Source organism: Rhodococcus sp. KBW08, from assembly GCF_003852455.1.
GTDB classification, from domain to species: Bacteria; Actinomycetota; Actinomycetes; order Mycobacteriales; family Mycobacteriaceae; genus Rhodococcus_F; species Rhodococcus_F baikonurensis.
In genome coordinates this window covers 460,732-476,992 of record NZ_QAJJ01000009.1, presented here as the reverse complement: position 1 = coordinate 476,992, position 16,261 = coordinate 460,732, and the positions used below count along the sequence as shown (strand labels likewise).

Sequence of the window (16,261 nt, the reverse complement as noted above, 5' to 3'; positions counted from 1 at the left end):
CGTGAAGGAAGTGAGCGCGCATGAGTGACGCGCCCATCACCTCGACATCTCGTTCTCCCGGCCCCGCAACCAGCGGGGCCGGGGTGGGCGGTCCGAACGGCACCACGGAGGACACGATTACTTCCACCAAGGCTCCAGAAACCGAGCATCCTCCGAAGGGTGACGGTCCGGGCAGCGGCAACAGCAAGACGGTGACCCGTCCGGGTGACCGCATCTTCAGCTCGCTTGCATCCGGTTCGGCAATCTTCATCACGGTTGTCATCGCGGCGATCGGCGCGTTCCTGATCTGGCGTGCTGTTCCTGCCTTGAGCCGGAACCAGGTCAACTTCCTGACCAGCCGTGAATGGGTGACGCAGAACATCAACGCGATGGCGTTCGGTGTCCTCGATCTCTTCCAGGTCACGGTGTTGGTCTCGCTGTTCGCCCTGGTGCTCGCGATGCCGATCGCACTGGGCATCGCGATCTTCCTGACTTCGTACTCTCCCAAGTGGCTCACGCGGCCACTGTCGTACACGATCGACCTTCTCGCGGCCGTGCCGTCCATCGTCTACGGCCTGTGGGGACTGCTCGTCTTCGCCCCGGCGATCACCCCGGTCGCGGTGTGGCTCAACGACACTCTCGGCTGGTTCCCGCTCTTCGCCGACGGCAGCGGATCGATCACCGGCGGCGGCACCATCTTCACCGCAGGCATCGTCCTTGCCGTGATGATCCTTCCGGTCATCACCGCTGTGACCCGCGAGGTGTTCATCCAGACCCCGCGATCACAGATCGAAGCCGCACTCGCCCTCGGCGCCACGCGCTGGGAAGTTGTGCGCACCACGGTCATCCCGTTCGGTAAGTCCGGCTACATCAGCGGATCGATGCTCGGTCTCGGACGCGCACTCGGCGAGACGATGGCCCTGTACCTGATCCTGCGCACCACCTCTCAGGCCTTCGGCTGGTCGCTGTTCGACGGCGGCTCGACCATTGCCTCCAAGATCGCCCTCGGCTACGCGGAGTTCAACAACGACATCCAGGCAGGCGCGTACATCGCGGCTGGACTGGTGCTGTTCGTGCTGACCTTCGTCGTCAACGCGGCTGCCCGCGCAGTGATCGCCGGAAAGAAGGACTGACCCATGACCTCCACTCTGGACCGGCCGGTCAAGGCCCCCACTTTCCAAGGCGTCGGCGCCCGTCGTCGTGCCAAGGACGTCTTCGCGACCATCCTGGTGAGCCTGGCAGTCGTCATCGCGCTCATCCCGTTGGTCTGGGTGCTCTTCACGGTCGTCGCCAAGGGCCTGCCCGCTCTGACGTCGCCGACGTGGTTCACCAATTCGCTGAGCGGATTGACGGCATCGGCCGACGGCGGCGGTATCTATCACGCATTGATCGGCACCTTGCTGCAAGGCATCGTGTGTGCGGTCTTCTCCATCCCGCTCGGCATCTTCGTCGCGATCTACCTGGTGGAGTACGCCGACCGGAAGTCGAAGCTGGGCAAGCTCACCACGTTCATGGTGGACATCCTCAGCGGTGTTCCGTCGATCGTGGCCGCGCTGTTCATCTACGCACTGTGGATCGCGACCTTCGGCTTCCCCAAGTCCGCGTTCGCTGTATCTCTGGCTCTGGTCCTCCTGATGGTCCCGGTCGTCATTCGCTCCACCGAGGAAATGCTGCGCATCGTCCCGATGGACTTGCGAGAGGCGTCGTACGCGCTCGGTGTGCCGAAGTGGAAGACCATCTCGAAAATCGTTCTGCCGACGGCACTTCCCGGCATCATCACCGGTGTCATGCTGGCCCTGGCCCGCGTGCTCGGTGAGACCGCGCCGCTGCTGATCCTCGTCGGCTACGCACCGTTCATCAACTTCGACCTGTTCAACGGCGAGATGGGCACTCTGCCTTCCGTCATGGTCGCCGAGATGAACAACCCCACCGACGCCGGCACCAACCGCATCTGGGGCGCAGCACTGACCTTGATCCTGCTGATCGCGATCCTCAACATCGTCGCGAAGCTGATCGGTCACTTCTCGCAGGTGAGAAGCAAGTGATGCGGCCTCGGAACATGTTCGTACTCAACAGCGTCAACAACTCAGTAGGGAGCCGGTAATGGCCAAGCGTCTGGATCTCAAGGACGTCAACATCTACTACGGCAAGTTCCACGCCGTCGCCGATGTGGGCCTGTCCGTCCCGCCCCGGAGCGTCACCGCCTTCATCGGCCCGTCCGGTTGCGGCAAGTCCACCGTTCTTCGTTCACTCAACCGCATGCACGAAGTGATTCCCGGTGCGCGCGTCGAGGGTTCGGTCTTGCTCGACGGCGAGGACATCTACGGTTCGAACGTCGATCCCGTCGGTGTTCGCAAGACGATCGGCATGGTCTTCCAGCGGCCCAACCCCTTCCCGACCATGTCCATCAAGGACAACGTCGTCGCAGGCTTGAAGCTGCAGGGCGAGCGCAGCAAGAAGAAGCTCGACGAGGTGGCCGAGCGTTCGTTGCGTGGCGCCAACCTGTGGAACGAGGTCAAGGATCGCCTCGACAAGCCCGGTGGCGGCCTCTCAGGCGGTCAGCAGCAGCGTCTGTGCATCGCGCGTGCCATTGCGGTCTCGCCCGACGTTCTGCTCATGGACGAGCCGTGCTCCGCGCTCGACCCGATCTCGACTCTCGCGATCGAAGACCTGATCACCGAGTTGAAGAAGGACTTCACGATCGTCATCGTCACGCACAACATGCAGCAGGCTGCGCGTGTGAGTGACCAGACTGCATTCTTCAACCTCGAGGCAACCGGTAAGCCCGGTCAGCTCGTCGAGATCGACGACACCGAGAAGATCTTCTCCAACCCGACGCAGAAGGCCACCGAGGACTACATCTCCGGCCGCTTCGGATAGGTCCTGGGACAAACCCTGCACGATCATGTTTCACCCCCGTTTCCAACAGGAGACGGGGGTGAAACTTTTTGGTTGTGGTGATAGTTCCCACTCCGGTGCGCAGAGCTGAGCGTCGTTGGGCGCCCGAATAATTCGATGAGCAGCGCAAGTGCGCCGAGTGGGCGCTGAAGTAGCCGACGATGTGAATCTCGTGGATACTGACGACGCTTCGGACAATGCTAATCTCGGCCCGACAGCACGCTGTCGATCGATGTCGTTTCACAACCGGAAGGGCTTGTCAGTGCACCTCACCCCTTCAGATACCGAAAAGCTGCTCCTGAGCGTTGCGGGCATGGTCGCCCGCGACCGCCGCGAGCGCGGGGTACTGCTGAACTACCCCGAAGCGATGGCCCTGATCTCGTGTTGGATTCTCGAGCGCGCGCGTGACGGAATGACGGTTGCGGAACTGATGAACGCCGGTCGGCAAGTGCTCACCCGCGACGACGTGATGGAAGGGGTACCCGAGATGATTGCAAACGTCCAGGTGGAGGCCACTTTCCCGGACGGTCGCAAGCTGGTCACCGTGACGGAGCCCATTCGATGATTCCCGGCGAGGTACGTGTGTCCACCGAACCGCTCGAGTTCGGCACTGACGCGGAAAAGATCACGATGGTCGTCGTCAACGACGGCGATCGCCCCATTCAGATCGGTTCGCATCTTCATCTTCCCGCGGCCAATCCGGCGCTGACCTTCGATCGCGAAGCGGCAGACGGTTTCCGGCTCGACATCCCCTCGGGAACGTCGGTTCGGTTCGAACCGGGGGTCAGCCGAACGGTGACACTGATCGCGCTCGGCGGACTCAAAAGGGTTCCGGGCCTGCAGATCGTGCCGGACGAGGACCTACCGACTCACGCACGTGAGCCCAAGACCGTCATGCCGTTCGGCACGCCCGGTGTCGAGGTCGAAGAACCCTTGCGTGCGTCCTCGGTGAACGTTCGCGTGAGTGATGTTCCGGTCGAGGCGGATTCACCGGAAGACGCCGCGACGACAGTTGAGAGGACAGCCGAATGAGCAGGATCGATCGACGCGGTTACGCCTCCCTGTACGGCCCTACTGCAGGCGACCAGATCCGTTTGGCCGACACAGATCTGTGGATCGAGATCGAGCACGACTACACCGCGACCGGCGACGAGATGGTCTTCGGTGGCGGCAAGAGCATCCGCGAGTCGATGGGCCAGGGCCTGACCACTCGCGACCAGGGTGCTCTCGACGTCGTCATCACCAATACGGTGATTCTCGATCACTGGGGAATTGTCCGGGCAGACGTCGGAATTCGCGACGGACGCATCGTCGCGATCGGCAAGTCCGGTAACCCCGACATCATGGATGGCGTGCACCCCAAGTTGCTCATCGGGCCGAGCACCGACGTGATCGCCGGCGAGGGAAAGATCCTCACCGCGGGTGCGATCGACACTCACGTGCACTTCCTCAGTGAAATCGAGATGATGGAAGCGCTCGCGACCGGTACGACGACAGTGGCGGGCGGCGGAACGGGCCCCACGGAGGGAAGCAAGGCAACCACCGTCACGCCCGGTGCCTGGTCCCTGACGATGATGCACCGGGCCCTCGACCACATCCCGCTCAACGTTCTTCTCCTCGGCAAGGGCAGCACCGTCAGCCATGAGGCCATGCGTCAGGAAGCTCTCGCCGGCGCAGGTGGATTCAAGGTTCACGAGGACTGGGGTTCCACTCCGGCCGCGATCGACGCAGCTCTACGCGCAGCCGACGAGTTCGGCCTCCAGGTGGCGCTGCATGCCGACAGCCTCAACGAAACCGGATACGTACAGCACACTTTGGATGCGATCGCCGGACGCGGGATCCACGTGTTCCATGCGGAAGGTGCCGGCGGCGGGCACGCTCCGGACATCATCGTGACGGCAGGTGAGCCGAACGTTCTTCCGGCATCGACCAATCCGACGTTGCCGCATACCGTCAACACGGTGGCCGAGCACCTCGACATGCTCATCGTGTGTCATGCGCTCAATCCCCGGGTTCCGGAGGATCTTGCCTTTGCCGAATCCCGGATCCGGCCGACAACGATTGCGGCGGAGGACTTTCTGCACGACATCGGAGCCATCTCCATCACCTCGTCCGACGCCCAGGCAATGGGGCGTATCGGTGAGGTGACCCTGCGGACGTGGCAGGTTGCCCACGTCATGAAGGCCCAGTACGGCAAGCTGGGGACCAGCATGCCGGCCGACAACGAGCGTGCGCGGCGCTACGTCGCCAAGTACACGATCTGCCCTGCGGTGGCGCACGGTATCGATCACGAGATCGGATCGGTCGAGGCGGGGAAGATGGCGGACCTGGTGCTGTGGGATCCCGCATTCTTCGGTGTCCGTCCTTCTGCCGTGATCAAGGGCGGGGCGATAGTTGCTGCGCCGCTGGGTGATCCGAACGCTGCAATCCCGACCCCGCAGCCGGTGTTCGTACGTCCGGCCATCGCGGCAACTCCGGGATCGGCGCCGCACCTGTCCACGACGTTCGTCTCTCCGATGGCCATCGAGGACGGTCTGGCCGATCGTCTCGGTCTCACGCGCACCCTCACCGGTGTTCGTCCGACGAGGCACCTCACCAAGGCGGATATGCCGAACAACACGGCACTGCCGTCCATCGACGTCGATCCGGAGACGTTTGCCATCAAGGTCAACGGCGACCTGATCGCGCCCAACCCCGTTGACGTAGTGCCGATGGCTCAGCGCTACATGCTGTTCTGAAACCATGTCAATCGAGATGACGTCTGCCGACATAGCGTCGATGCTCTTGGCGGACGGGCGTCTGCCTACCGGCGGTCACGCGCACTCGTCGGGGTTGGAACCGGCACTGGCGGGCGGACTCCTGCAGAGCCAGGTCCCTGACTTCATTCGCGGTCGACTCGAAACAGTGGGACTGGTCGAGGCCGCTGCAACGGTAATCACGCGACGCTGGGCCGTAAGTGAGGGTAGTGCAGGCGAACTCGAGGACATCTCGAGGGAACTGCTCGCTCGGACTCCCAGCGCACCGCTGCGTGAGGCGTCGATTCAGCTCGGACGTGGGCTGGCAAGACTGGCGTCGCGATTGTGGCCGCAGCACCCCGCGGTGCAGATGCTCATGGCGCTGCCCGGGCATCCGATGCGGCCGCTCGCGTTGGGCGTCTTCACGGCGATCTCCGGGATGGACGACCTACAGGCAGCCAGATCCTGTTTGTACGACGACGCTCAAACGGTGGCGTCGGCGGCATTGAAGCTACTGCCGGTGGATCCGGCAGAACCGGTCGAATGGCTGCTCCGAGCAGCCTCGACCATCGAAACCGTCGCCAAGGCTGCCGTGGCAGTCGAAGGCGTCACAGATATACCCGCAACAACAGGACCGTTGGTCGAACAATGGTCACTCGAACACCACGCTCGATCCAGGAGGATTTTCCGTGCTTGACAACCTGAACAACACCACCACTGCTGCAAGAGGTTTGAGGCTCGGCGTTGCCGGCCCCGTCGGCACCGGCAAAAGCACTCTCATCGCCACCATCTGCCGCGAACTCGCGTCGGAGTACGAGATCGCGGTGGTCACCAACGACATCTACACCGACGAGGACGCGCGACTGTTGCGCGCGGCCAACGTTCTTCCGATCGAGCGCATCGTCGCAGTCGAGACCGGAGCGTGCCCGCACACGGCCATCCGTGACGACGTGACACCGAACCTCATTGCGGTCGAAGACCTCGAGCGTCAGTTCCATCCCCTCGACATGGTGATCGTGGAAAGCGGCGGTGACAACCTGACCGCCACGTTCAGCCCGGCACTGGTCGACGCCCAGATCTTCTGCATCGACGTCGCCGGCGGCGGAGACGTCGCACGTAAGGGTGGTCCGGGAATCGAGCGGGCAGATCTGTTGGTGGTCAACAAGATCGACCTGGCCCCGTACGTCGACGTCGACGCAGTCCAGATGGTTGCCGATGCCACGGCCGCGCGAGACGGACTTCCCGTTCTCGCGCTCAGCCAGAAGGATCACGCCACGATCGACCAGCTCAGTGCCTGGCTTCGCCAGGTCATCGCATCTCATCGCGCAGGTAGTCACACTCCGCAGGATCCGGGACCGATGGCACCGCACTTCCATGCCGATGAAGAAGACCACGGACACGGTCACGGGCACAGCCACTCTCACGCTCACTGATGCGCACTGGAGCTACGCGGGTCGTCGTCGAGAGAGTGGGTGACACCGCTGTTGCGCGAGAGCTGATCTCGGGCGACTTCCTGGCCCCGCGATTCGTCGACGCTCGCGGGCTCACCGTGCGAATTGCCTTGGTAGGGCACAGCGCAACGCTGCTGGCCGGTGACGACCTGCGTATCGAGTTCGTGGTCGCGCCGGGTACGTGTCTCGAGGTGATCGAGCCGTCAGGGACCGTCGCGTACAACGCACGCGGCGGCCGGGCGGCGTGGTCGGCCTCGGCGAGCGTCGGCGCCGGTGCGGCGCTGATCTGGCGAGCGGCACCGTTTGTCGTCGCCGGGGGCGCGGATGTGACCAGGCGCGTGGATATTTCACTGGAATCCGATGCGGTGGCGCTGCTCGACGAGATGATCGTGTTCGGGCGGACCGGCGAAACCGGCGGTGCGCTTCGCTCGGATCAACGCATCACCGTCGGCGGGAAAGCGCTCCTCGTGGAAACTCTCGACCTGCGTAGCGTTCCGGACCGTTCGTTGCCGGGAGTACTGGGTGGTCGTCGTGTGCTGGGCACGACCATGCTTTTGGGGATGAAGATTTCCGACGACGTCGAGGGACATGTGACGCCGCTGGCGGGGCCGGGGATGCTTGCGCGGGCCGTGGCCGATCACGCACATGAGGCGAGCGCAGCATTGGATCCGATCTGGTCGCAGTGGCGGGCGCATGTGTCGGAGAGGTACACCGACTGATCTCCCAGAGCGTCACACTTCGGGCGGCTGCGTCGTCCACCATGTGACCAGGCCGAAGAGAGCCGGGCGCACAGGTTTGACGGAGGCATCATGCGAATTGTTGTTCTGGGCGGAACCGGCCAGATGGGAAAGCTGGTCGTAGAGCAGGCGAAGGCAGCGAGCCATGACGTCGTCGCCGCCGCTCGATCGACGGGAGTCGACATCTCCACGGGTGCGGGGTTGGACGAAGCATTTGTCGGTGCCGACGTTGTCATCGACGTGAGCGATCACGTCACCAACAGCGCCAAGAAGGCGATCGAGTTCTTCGAGACGGCAGCGAGGAACATCGCCGCGGCCGAAACCAAGGCAGGCGTGAAGCATCACGTGCTGCTTTCGATCGTGAACTGCGACGATCCGCGGTTGAAGTCCTTCGGGTACTACCAGGGAAAGGCTGCGCAGGAACGCGCGGTGGAAGCGTCGGGCATTCCGTTCACAATTCTGCGATCGACCCAGTGGTTCGAGTTCGGCGAGAAAACCATCGCGCTGTTCGGATTGGGGCCGGTCGCGATGGTTCCCCGGATGCGGTCCCAACCGGTGGCGGCGAAGACCGTCGCCGAGGCTCTGGTGGCGTGCGCTCAGAACGGTCCGAGCGGGAGGGCTCCAGATCTCGCCGGCCCGGAGGTCCTCGAGATCCCGGCGATGACGCGCGAGATCTTGCAATACCGTGGCCGACGCACGTGGCTGATCCCGATCTCGATGCCGGGAGCGGGTAAGGCGATGAAGGGTGGGGCGCTGCTGCCCGGGCCTGGATCGACAACTGCAGGACCCACGTTGAAGACCTGGTTGCACGAGAACTGAATAGGTAAGGCGGCCGCGCAAGTGCGCGGCCGCCTTTTACTCACGTGGACGGTTGGGTTCAGAGATCCGGGTACGAGGTGAGGTTGTCGACCTTCTCGGTGGTTTCCGGCTCTTCGGGCAGCTTGCCGGTCACCAGGAAGATGACGCGTCGGCCGACCTCGACGGCGTGGTCGGCGAATCGCTCGTAGAAGCGGCCGAGCAGCGTGACGTCGACTGCAGCGGCAACGCCGTGCTTCCACTCACGGTCCATGAGGACGGTGAACAGGTGGCGGTGGAGGTCGTCCATCGCTTCGTCTTCTTCGCGCAGGCGGGCAGCGCGCTCGGGGTCGCGGGTCTCGAGTACGACCTTGGCGGCCGCACCGATGGAGACAGCGATGCGTCCCATCTCCGCGAAGTAGCCGTTGACCTCTTCGGGAAGCACGTGGTTGGGATGTCGGCGGCGCGCGATCTTGGCGACGTGCAGGGCGAGCGCACCCATGCGGTCGATGTCGGCGACGATCTGGATTCCGCTGACCACCGAGCGCAGATCTCCGGCAACGGGAGCCTGCAAGGCGAGCAACGCAAACGCGCGCTCCTCGCAAATGGTGCTGAGTTCGGTGATCTTGTCGTGTTCGCCGATTACTTGTTCTGCCAGGGACAGGTCTGCCTGGAGCAGGGACTGGGTGGCGCGCTCCATAGCGGCACCTGCCAGTCCTGCCATCTCGCCGAGCGTGTCTGCAAGCTCGGTCATCTGTTCGTTGTAAGCCACGCGCATGAGGTCAGAGCCTACGTGCCGTGAAAGACCAAGTCACAAGCACCAGGTGAACGCAAGGTGAATGAACGTGTGTCAGTCGCAGGTGGTGTCGCCGGCATTGACGCTCGCGATGTCGGCGGGCAGAGCGGTCGAGGTGCTGGTGTCGACCGACGTCGGATTTGCCGCCAGGATGGTCCCCGGGTCCGCGGGGGCGACGACGGTGCCGGAGAAATTGCTTCCGACGACGACCTCGATCATGTCTCCCATACTCGGCGCGAGCACGAGAACCGCGCCGGGAATCGACGACGCGACAGTGACGGCTTCAGCCTCGTAACCTGCGGCGTAGCGCACGACGGTGGTCGACGCTTGAGCATTCGCCAGGCCGGTGGCCGCGCTGAAGTTACCGACCGTGGAGATCTGGAATCCGTAAGCAGCGAGGCTGTCGGCGATCGTCGCGGCCTGCCCGGCAATTCCCGACGCGTTGGAGACGTCGACCGAGATGTTGTACGCGCTCATCGCTTCGACGGAAGTGGCGGCGGGCGGCGTGCTGGACGTAGGAGCCGTCGTCGTGGAACTGGTCGACGACGGTGTGGTGTCCTCGCGCTCTTCGCCCGGAAGCGGATCGTCGTCGATGATCGCTTGGAAGAGCGACTTGATCTCGTCGGTGCGAGGAATCTCGTTGCCCCAGTCGTTGGTGCCGTCCGTGGGGACCGTCAAGAACGTGACCGCGCCCGCGTCGACGTTCTGCAGCGAACGGCCGAGGGTGACCAGCGACTTCGTGTCGATGTTCTCGACGAACGTGTCGCTGGTGAAGGCATTGATGAATCCGTTGAGCTTGCCCGGATTCAGGAGGACCTGGTTGGACAGGGCCGAGCGGAGCAGTGCCGACAGGAATTTCTGCTGACGGGTGATGCGTCCGTAGTCGCCGTTGCCCTCGGCTTCGACGTGGCGCGCACGCACATAGTTGAGGGCAGTGCGGCCGTCGAGCATCTGCGTCCCGCCGGACGCGAGGACGGTTCCGAGGATGCCGTCTTCGATCGGTCCGGGGGAGCAGACGTTCACGCCACCGACGGTGTCGACCATGCGCTCGAAACCGGCGAAGTCCATTCCGACGAAGTGCCCGATTTTCAGGCCGGACATCTTCTGGATGACCTTGACCAGGCACTTGGGACCACCGAGTGCGTACGTCGCATTGAGCTTGTCGCCGCTGGCGGCCGGGAAGGTTTCGCTGGTGTACTTGCCGGCGTCGTTGTCCCAGCCCTGGCAGATCGGACGTTCGACGTCGAGGTCACGCGGGAAGGAGACGGCGACGACGCGGCTTCTGTCAGCAGGAATGTTCACCAGCATGACCGTGTCGGCTCGGGCGCCTTCGGCGTCTTCGACGGTTCCGGCGCCGATCTCACCGCTCGCACCGGCTCGGGTATCGGTGCCGATGATCAGGTAGGTCTCGTCGCCGAGCTGGCCGCCGGCGTCGATGATGTCGTCGGACTCGGTGTCGAGTGCCGCAATCTGATCGAATCCGCCTTCGACCGACCGCAGATAACCCCAGACGACGCCGGTCAATGCGAGAGACATGACGGCCAGGAACGCTACTGCCGATCGGCCGATCACTTTTGCGCGATGGCGGCGGCGAATCTTGCTTTGCGCCAGGCGCGTGGCGCCGGTGTCACCGACTACACGCGGCACTGCGGAGGTGACGGGATGTTCTTCGGTGATCCAGTCCGCCGCGGCAGGCGGGACGGTCGGACGCGCGGGAATCGGTCGGGCAGGGGGCGGCGCCGACGCTGCTGAAGATTGGGTCTCGGGTGGTACGGATTTGGTCGGCGCCGGCTTGGGCGGCGCAGCCGGGGCGGGTGGTGGTTTTTTGTCGCCTACTCGACGGACCAACTCGGCGACCGACACGGAGTCGTCGGTCGGAGGCGAATCCCGTCGCCCGGTACGTCCACTGTTACGACGCTCCGGGGGGCTGGGTGGTTGCGGCGCTGGTCGCTGGGGTGTCGAAGGGCGGGGTGTTGAAGGGCGCTGGGGTGTTGCCGGGCGCTGGGGAGCGGCCGGTTGGTCCGGGCGGGCGTTGCGGAAGCGCTTGTCTGCGAGCGGACGTTCCCAGGGAGCGCGGCTCTCGGGCGGAGGTGGGCCCGAATCGTGATCATCACCCACCGATGCAACCTGTCCCGTCGTCGACTGTCAGTAACTCGTCATTCAAGTGCCGGCGTCAACCGGTTGTCGACGAAGCTGGAGCCATATTACTGGTGAATCCTGAGTGCTTCACTCAGAAAGTGATGAGAGTAATCCGACGGCGTGTTCTCGCTAGCCGCCGGAGTGCATCATGTCAGCTCCCACCGGCACAAGGTCGTCCTCGGGATCGTCGAGCCAACCCTCCGGTAGTGCTACCTGACCGGGCGAGCCTTGGCGACCCCGCGGGCCTTCGGCGTCCTTGGGGAACGGGACGTTGTGATCGAGCTGTCCGAGCAGGTCGTCCAGTTCGGACAACGTGCTGACCAACGCCATCGAGACCCGCAGATCCGATCCGACCGGGAACCCACGCATGTACCAGGAGACGTGCTTGCGAAGTTCGCGCAAGCCCTTCATCTCGCCGTGGTGTGCGGCGAGCAGCTGGGCGTGACGAGCGATGATCTTGGTGACTTCGCCGAGCGTCGGCGGCGTGGCGATCTGTTGTCCGTTGAGAGCTGCGCTGAGTTCCGCGAACAGCCATGGCCGTCCGAGGCAGCCACGTCCGACGACGACGCCGTCGCAGCCGGTCTCGTTCATCATCCGTGCAGCATCCGACGCGTCGAAGATGTCGCCGTTGCCGAGGATCGGAACGTCGGTGACGTGTTCCTTGAGGCGCGTGATCTCGTTCCAGTCAGCGGTACCGGAGTAGCGCTGCGACGCGGTACGTGCGTGGAGTGCGACGGCGGCAGCGCCTTCGGCTGCGGCGATCCGGCCGGCGTCGAGGTGCGTGTGATGTTCGGGGTCGATACCGACACGCATCTTGACGGTGACCGGAATGTCGGTGCCCTCGGTTGCGCGCACTGCGGCTGCGACGATCTGTCCGAACAGTCGACGCTTGTACGGCAGCGCCGAGCCACCGCCCTTGCGGGTCACCTTCGGGACGGGGCAGCCGAAGTTCATGTCGATGTGATCTGCCATGTTCTCGTCGACGATCATCTTGGCCGCGGCGTAGGTCGTATCCGGGTCGACGGTGTACAGCTGCAGGGACCTGGGTGTTTCGGTCGGGCCGAACGTGGTCATGTGCATCGTGGCCGGTTGGCGTTCGACGAGCGCACGTGCGGTGACCATCTCGCAGACGTAGAGCCCGGACGTGCTGCCTGCACGTTCGAGTTCGAGTTCACGGCACAGCGTGCGGAAGGCGACGTTGGTGACGCCCGCCATGGGTGCGAGGACCACGGGGCTGTGCAGCTCGAGTGAACCGATGCGAAGGGATGACATGACTACCTCTGAACAAATACTTGTGACAATTGGAAGTGCCCGGTACCGAATCCGGTACCGGGCACAGAATAGCCGGTGAAACTAAGAAGCCTGCTGTTCGCGCTTGGCGGCCTCGCGTGCGAGCATGCGATCGCGCTGTTCTTCGAACTTCGTCGCGTTCGCGGCGAGGGTCTCGAGGAAAGCTGCCAACTCTTCGCGCGTGTTCTCGCCTTCGGCACTGAAATCATTGCGCTCGAAGATGTTCCACTTGCGCAGGACCGGCCAGACGACCTCGTCGAGGTGCTGGCGAAGGTCGTAGATACCGTGCTTGGCCATGAGAGCGCCGTTGCGGCGGAAGTTCGGCATGCCGGCGCCGGGCATCTGGAAGTTCTGGACGATGTTCGCCACAGCTTTGAGAGCCTGATCGGGCGCAAGATCGAGCGCGGCGGCGCAGATGTTGCGGTAGAAGATCATGTGCAGGTTCTCGTCGGCCGCGATGCGCTGAAGCATCTTGTCGGCGATCGGTTCGTCACAGGCCTTACCGGTATTGCGGTGGCTGACGCGCGTCGCGAGTTCCTGGAAGGTCACGTAGGCGACCGAGTGCAGCAGGCCGGCGTCGCCCTCGTCGATGGGTGCGCTGTAACCGTTCGTCATGTGTTCCATGCGGAAACGCTCGAGCTCGACGGGGTCGACTGCGCGAGTGACGACGAGGTAGTCACGCATCACGATGCCGTGACGGTTCTCCTCGGCGGTCCACCGGCCGACCCACGTACCCCAGGCGCCGTCCTGCGAAAAGTTCTCGGCGATCTCACGGTGGTACGACGGCAGGTTGTCCTCGGTGAGCAGGTTGGTGATCATCGCGGCGCGGGCGACCTCGCCGAGTTGTGACTGCTCGAGGCTCCAGTCCTCGCCGCCCATGGCTGCGAAGTTACGGCCCTCGTCCCACGGGACGTAATCGTGTGGATGCCATTCCTTGGCCATGGAGATGTGGCGGTTGACGTTCTCCTCGGCAACCGGCTGCAGCTCTTGTAGCAGCTCCAGCTGCGTCAGAATCCTCGTCATTTCTTGCCTCCATGTTGAGTGAATGCGCGACTTCGCCCCAGCCTACGGCACCGTAGGTTTGAAAAGAATGGCATGAATATTGCTCCCCTCGGGCGATGTTACCGATCCGTAGTTATCCGGGGGCACTTTCACGACCAAGTCGTTCTTTCGACGTAGTCGCGGAACGTCCGGGCAGGATCGGACAGTTCGCGGCTCTTCGACCAGATCAGTCCTATTTTCCGCTGGGCACCTTCGATCGGTACGTAGACGACTCCTTCGGCCCAGATCGGTGGATTTTGCACCGGCATGACCGATACACCGAAGGATGCGGAGACCAGTCCGCCGACCGTTGCCAGCTCGCTGCTCTCGAAGACGAAATTCGGAGTGAAACCTGCGGCCGCGCACAGTTCATCGAGAATTCTTCGCATCCCGAAGTTCGGATGCATACCGATGAACGGTTCGTCGGCCGCGTCCGCGAGCTCGACCGAACGCAACTGTGCGAAGCGATGATCAGCTGGAACAGCCAACGCCAGTGACTGCTGAGCGATCTGCATCCACGCGACCTGCGGATCGCGCGGCTGCGGCGAGACGACGGCCAGGTCGGACGCACCCGCGGCAATCCGGTCGACCAGGAACTGCGCGCTGTCCTGATGCAGTTCGAATCGCACTCCGGGATGCTCGACGCGGTATCCCCGCAGCATGTGCGGTACCAGCCAGGTGCCGAACGAGTGGAGGAAGTCGAGTCGGACGGTGCCGCTCTCGGGGCTCGCCAGCGACCGGATTTCGGTCTGCGCCGCGTCGAGTGCGTCAAGCGCGGTCCGAGCGTGCTCGTAGAGGATCTCGCCGTACCGGTTCAGTTCGAGTCGGCGTCCTTGACGGTCGAAGAGCCTCACGCCGATCTGTCCTTCGAGGCGTGCGAGTTTGCGCGAGAGGGTCGGCTGCGACAGGTGGGTCAGGTCGGCAGTGGCGGTGACCTGTTGGGTTTCGGCGAGCACGACAAACCATTCGAGGTCTTCGGTCAGCATCACGACGTCAATCTATATGTGCTCAAGACATAAAGAACTCCACAACTATGCATTTTCTTTTGTCGAAGCTCAGCGAGAGGATTCTTACCGGAGGTAAGTGATGTCTGGAGGTACGTGGTGACTGTCGAGAAGGTGATCGAATCCGATCTGGCGCCGCTTCGGCGGGGATCTACCGGATACCGCACGGTGACCGTTGCGTTGTTCGCGGCCGGGCTGTCGACGTTCATCTCTATGTACGCGGCTCAGGCACTGCTGCCCGCGTTTGCCGAAGGCTTCGACGTCTCGCCTGCTGTGTCTGCACTTTCCGTCTCGGCGACGACGGGCATGTTGGCGCTGGCGATCATTCCGGCCAGCGCGCTCTCCGAGCGGTTCGGTCGCACACGGGTGATGATCGCGTCGGCGTCGGCGTCCTGTGTGATCGGTTTGCTCCTGCCGCTCAGTCCGACGATCGAGGTTCTGCTGATCGGACGCGCGGCGCAAGGCTTGGCTCTGGCCGGGGTCCCGGCGGTGGCGATGGCCTATCTGGCCGAGGAGGTCGATCGGAAGAACCTCGGTGCGGCGATGGGAAGGTACGTTGCCGGCACGACGATCGGTGGGCTGATCGGGCGGCTCGTTCCCTCGGCGGTGGTCGATTTCAGTACGTGGCGCTGGGCACTGTCGACTGCGGCCGTGCTGTCAGCGTTGTTCGCGCTCAACATGATCCGGAAGATTCCCGCGTCGAAGTTCTTTCACCCACAACCGGTATCGGTGCGTGCGATAGCGTCGAATCTACGTCGCCACCTTGCGAACCCGTCGCTGCGCACGCTTTTCGCCTTGGGGTTCATCCTGATGGGCGGATTCGTCTCGATCTACAACTTCCTCGGGTTTAGGCTCACAGCAGCACCTTTCGGTCTTCCCGAAGCGCTTGTGGGTCTGGTGTTCCTCTTCTACCTCGCCGGCACTTTCACCTCGGCGGTAGCCGGCGGGGCCTCGGACCGGCTGGGCAGGCGCAGTGTTCTGCTCGGCTCGGTGGTCGTCGTAGTGATCGGGCTGGCACTGACCGTTCCGGACAACCTGGCCCTGACACTCGTAGGGATGCTGCTCTTCACCGGAGGATTCTTCGCGGCACATTCTGTGGCCAGCGGTTGGGTGGGCCTGATCGCGACCGATCACCGGGCCGAGGCGTCGGCGTTGTATCTGTTTGCCTACTACGCGGGTTCGTCCGTGGCGGGTGCCCTCGCCGGCGTCGCGTACGCGGGCGGCGGTTGGGGTGGAGTCAGTGCCTTTGTCGGCGCGCTGCTGTTGGTTGCGTTCGCATTGTCGCTGAGGATGTTTCGATCTACGGCGGTTGACTGACAGGGTTGACTGACAGGGTTGGCTGACAGGGCACTGCGGCGACCCCGAACGGGATCGCCGCAGTGCGAATCTGTTCAGC

General features: G+C 63.6%; 16 protein-coding genes. 11 read left to right on the top strand and 5 right to left on the bottom strand.

Annotated features, from left to right (window positions below; translation table 11 throughout):
- Positions 1-20: 20 nt before the first annotated feature.
- The 10 genes from pstC (at position 21) to DBV08_RS13005 (ending at position 8,619) form a co-directional block, all read left to right on the top strand.
- Positions 21-1,112, top strand: a complete 1,092-nt coding sequence (gene pstC / locus DBV08_RS13050) for a phosphate ABC transporter permease subunit PstC (protein WP_007733846.1) — start codon at positions 21-23, stop codon at positions 1,110-1,112.
- Positions 1,113-1,115: 3 nt separating this feature from the next.
- Complete coding sequence (gene pstA / locus DBV08_RS13045; protein ID WP_124567681.1) at positions 1,116-2,024, top strand: phosphate ABC transporter permease PstA; 909 nt, start codon at positions 1,116-1,118, stop codon at positions 2,022-2,024.
- Positions 2,025-2,082: 58 nt separating this feature from the next.
- Positions 2,083-2,859: a phosphate ABC transporter ATP-binding protein PstB gene (gene pstB / locus DBV08_RS13040; RefSeq protein ID WP_003939968.1), complete on the top strand. Its 777-nt coding sequence runs from the start codon at positions 2,083-2,085 to the stop codon at positions 2,857-2,859.
- A 280-nt stretch (positions 2,860-3,139) separates the two neighbouring features.
- Positions 3,140-3,442, top strand: a complete 303-nt coding sequence (ureA, locus tag DBV08_RS13035) for an urease subunit gamma (protein WP_003939800.1) — start codon at positions 3,140-3,142, stop codon at positions 3,440-3,442.
- Positions 3,439-3,909 (top strand): urease subunit beta, encoded by a 471-nt coding sequence (gene ureB, locus DBV08_RS33140; RefSeq protein WP_095968681.1) that lies wholly within the window; start codon positions 3,439-3,441, stop codon positions 3,907-3,909. The genes ureA and ureB overlap by 4 nt, the downstream gene beginning before the upstream one ends.
- Positions 3,906-5,615 (top strand): urease subunit alpha, encoded by a 1,710-nt coding sequence (locus DBV08_RS13025; protein WP_030535249.1) that lies wholly within the window; start codon positions 3,906-3,908, stop codon positions 5,613-5,615. The genes ureB and DBV08_RS13025 overlap by 4 nt, the downstream gene beginning before the upstream one ends.
- A gap of 4 nt (positions 5,616-5,619) precedes the next feature.
- A complete protein-coding gene (locus DBV08_RS13020) occupies positions 5,620-6,309 on the top strand; it encodes an urease accessory protein UreF (RefSeq protein WP_124567680.1) in 690 nt (229 codons plus the stop codon).
- Positions 6,302-7,045 carry an urease accessory protein UreG gene (gene ureG, locus DBV08_RS13015; protein ID WP_095968683.1) on the top strand — a complete coding sequence of 248 codons (744 nt, stop codon included), beginning with the start codon at positions 6,302-6,304 and terminating at the stop codon, positions 7,043-7,045. Before DBV08_RS13020 ends, ureG begins: the two co-directional genes overlap by 8 nt.
- On the top strand, positions 7,045-7,782 hold the full coding sequence (locus tag DBV08_RS13010) for an urease accessory protein UreD (RefSeq protein ID WP_235170194.1): 738 nt from the start codon (positions 7,045-7,047) through the stop codon (positions 7,780-7,782). Before ureG ends, DBV08_RS13010 begins: the two co-directional genes overlap by 1 nt.
- 90 nt (positions 7,783-7,872) lie before the next feature.
- Positions 7,873-8,619, top strand: coding sequence for an SDR family oxidoreductase (locus tag DBV08_RS13005; protein WP_124567679.1), 747 nt, complete (start codon positions 7,873-7,875; stop codon positions 8,617-8,619).
- Positions 8,620-8,677: 58 nt separating this feature from the next.
- On the opposite strand, the gene phoU is transcribed toward DBV08_RS13005, so the two are convergent.
- The 5 genes from phoU to DBV08_RS12980 all read right to left on the bottom strand — a co-directional run bounded on the left by phoU (position 8,678) and on the right by DBV08_RS12980 (position 14,850).
- Positions 8,678-9,373: a phosphate signaling complex protein PhoU gene (gene phoU / locus DBV08_RS13000; RefSeq protein WP_003940130.1), complete on the bottom strand. Its 696-nt coding sequence runs from the start codon at positions 9,371-9,373 to the stop codon at positions 8,678-8,680.
- A gap of 72 nt (positions 9,374-9,445) precedes the next feature.
- Positions 9,446-11,509 carry an LCP family protein gene (locus DBV08_RS12995; RefSeq protein ID WP_234036866.1) on the bottom strand — a complete coding sequence of 688 codons (2,064 nt, stop codon included), beginning with the start codon at positions 11,507-11,509 and terminating at the stop codon, positions 9,446-9,448.
- A 150-nt stretch (positions 11,510-11,659) separates the two neighbouring features.
- Positions 11,660-12,802: a tRNA dihydrouridine synthase DusB gene (gene dusB / locus DBV08_RS12990; protein WP_095968686.1), complete on the bottom strand. Its 1,143-nt coding sequence runs from the start codon at positions 12,800-12,802 to the stop codon at positions 11,660-11,662.
- 81 nt (positions 12,803-12,883) lie between these two features.
- Positions 12,884-13,843 carry an acyl-ACP desaturase gene (locus tag DBV08_RS12985; protein WP_003940492.1) on the bottom strand — a complete coding sequence of 320 codons (960 nt, stop codon included), beginning with the start codon at positions 13,841-13,843 and terminating at the stop codon, positions 12,884-12,886.
- A gap of 128 nt (positions 13,844-13,971) precedes the next feature.
- Positions 13,972-14,850, bottom strand: a complete 879-nt coding sequence (locus DBV08_RS12980) for a LysR family transcriptional regulator (protein ID WP_124567678.1) — start codon at positions 14,848-14,850, stop codon at positions 13,972-13,974.
- A 114-nt stretch (positions 14,851-14,964) separates the two neighbouring features.
- Here DBV08_RS12980 and DBV08_RS12975 point away from each other — a divergent pair, with 114 nt between their 5' ends.
- Positions 14,965-16,182: an MFS transporter gene (locus DBV08_RS12975; RefSeq protein WP_124567677.1), complete on the top strand. Its 1,218-nt coding sequence runs from the start codon at positions 14,965-14,967 to the stop codon at positions 16,180-16,182.
- The last annotated feature ends 79 nt before the right edge of the window (positions 16,183-16,261 follow it).

Excerpts from the sequence above, each read along its gene's own strand:
- pstC (WP_007733846.1), top strand. The coding sequence starts at position 21 with ATGAGTGACGCGCCCATCACCTCGACATCTCGTTCTCCCGGCCCCGCA.
- pstB (WP_003939968.1), top strand. The coding sequence starts at position 2,083 with ATGGCCAAGCGTCTGGATCTCAAGGACGTCAACATCTACTACGGCAAG.
- DBV08_RS13025 (WP_030535249.1), top strand. The coding sequence starts at position 3,906 with ATGAGCAGGATCGATCGACGCGGTTACGCCTCCCTGTACGGCCCTACT.
- DBV08_RS13010 (WP_235170194.1), top strand. The coding sequence starts at position 7,045 with ATGCGCACTGGAGCTACGCGGGTCGTCGTCGAGAGAGTGGGTGACACC.
- ureB (WP_095968681.1), top strand. The coding sequence starts at position 3,439 with ATGATTCCCGGCGAGGTACGTGTGTCCACCGAACCGCTCGAGTTCGGC.
- dusB (WP_095968686.1), bottom strand. The coding sequence starts at position 12,802 with ATGTCATCCCTTCGCATCGGTTCACTCGAGCTGCACAGCCCCGTGGTC.
- pstA (WP_124567681.1), top strand. The coding sequence starts at position 1,116 with ATGACCTCCACTCTGGACCGGCCGGTCAAGGCCCCCACTTTCCAAGGC.
- DBV08_RS13005 (WP_124567679.1), top strand. The coding sequence starts at position 7,873 with ATGCGAATTGTTGTTCTGGGCGGAACCGGCCAGATGGGAAAGCTGGTC.
- phoU (WP_003940130.1), bottom strand. The coding sequence starts at position 9,373 with ATGCGCGTGGCTTACAACGAACAGATGACCGAGCTTGCAGACACGCTC.
- DBV08_RS13020 (WP_124567680.1), top strand. The coding sequence starts at position 5,620 with ATGTCAATCGAGATGACGTCTGCCGACATAGCGTCGATGCTCTTGGCG.
- DBV08_RS12985 (WP_003940492.1), bottom strand. The coding sequence starts at position 13,843 with ATGACGAGGATTCTGACGCAGCTGGAGCTGCTACAAGAGCTGCAGCCG.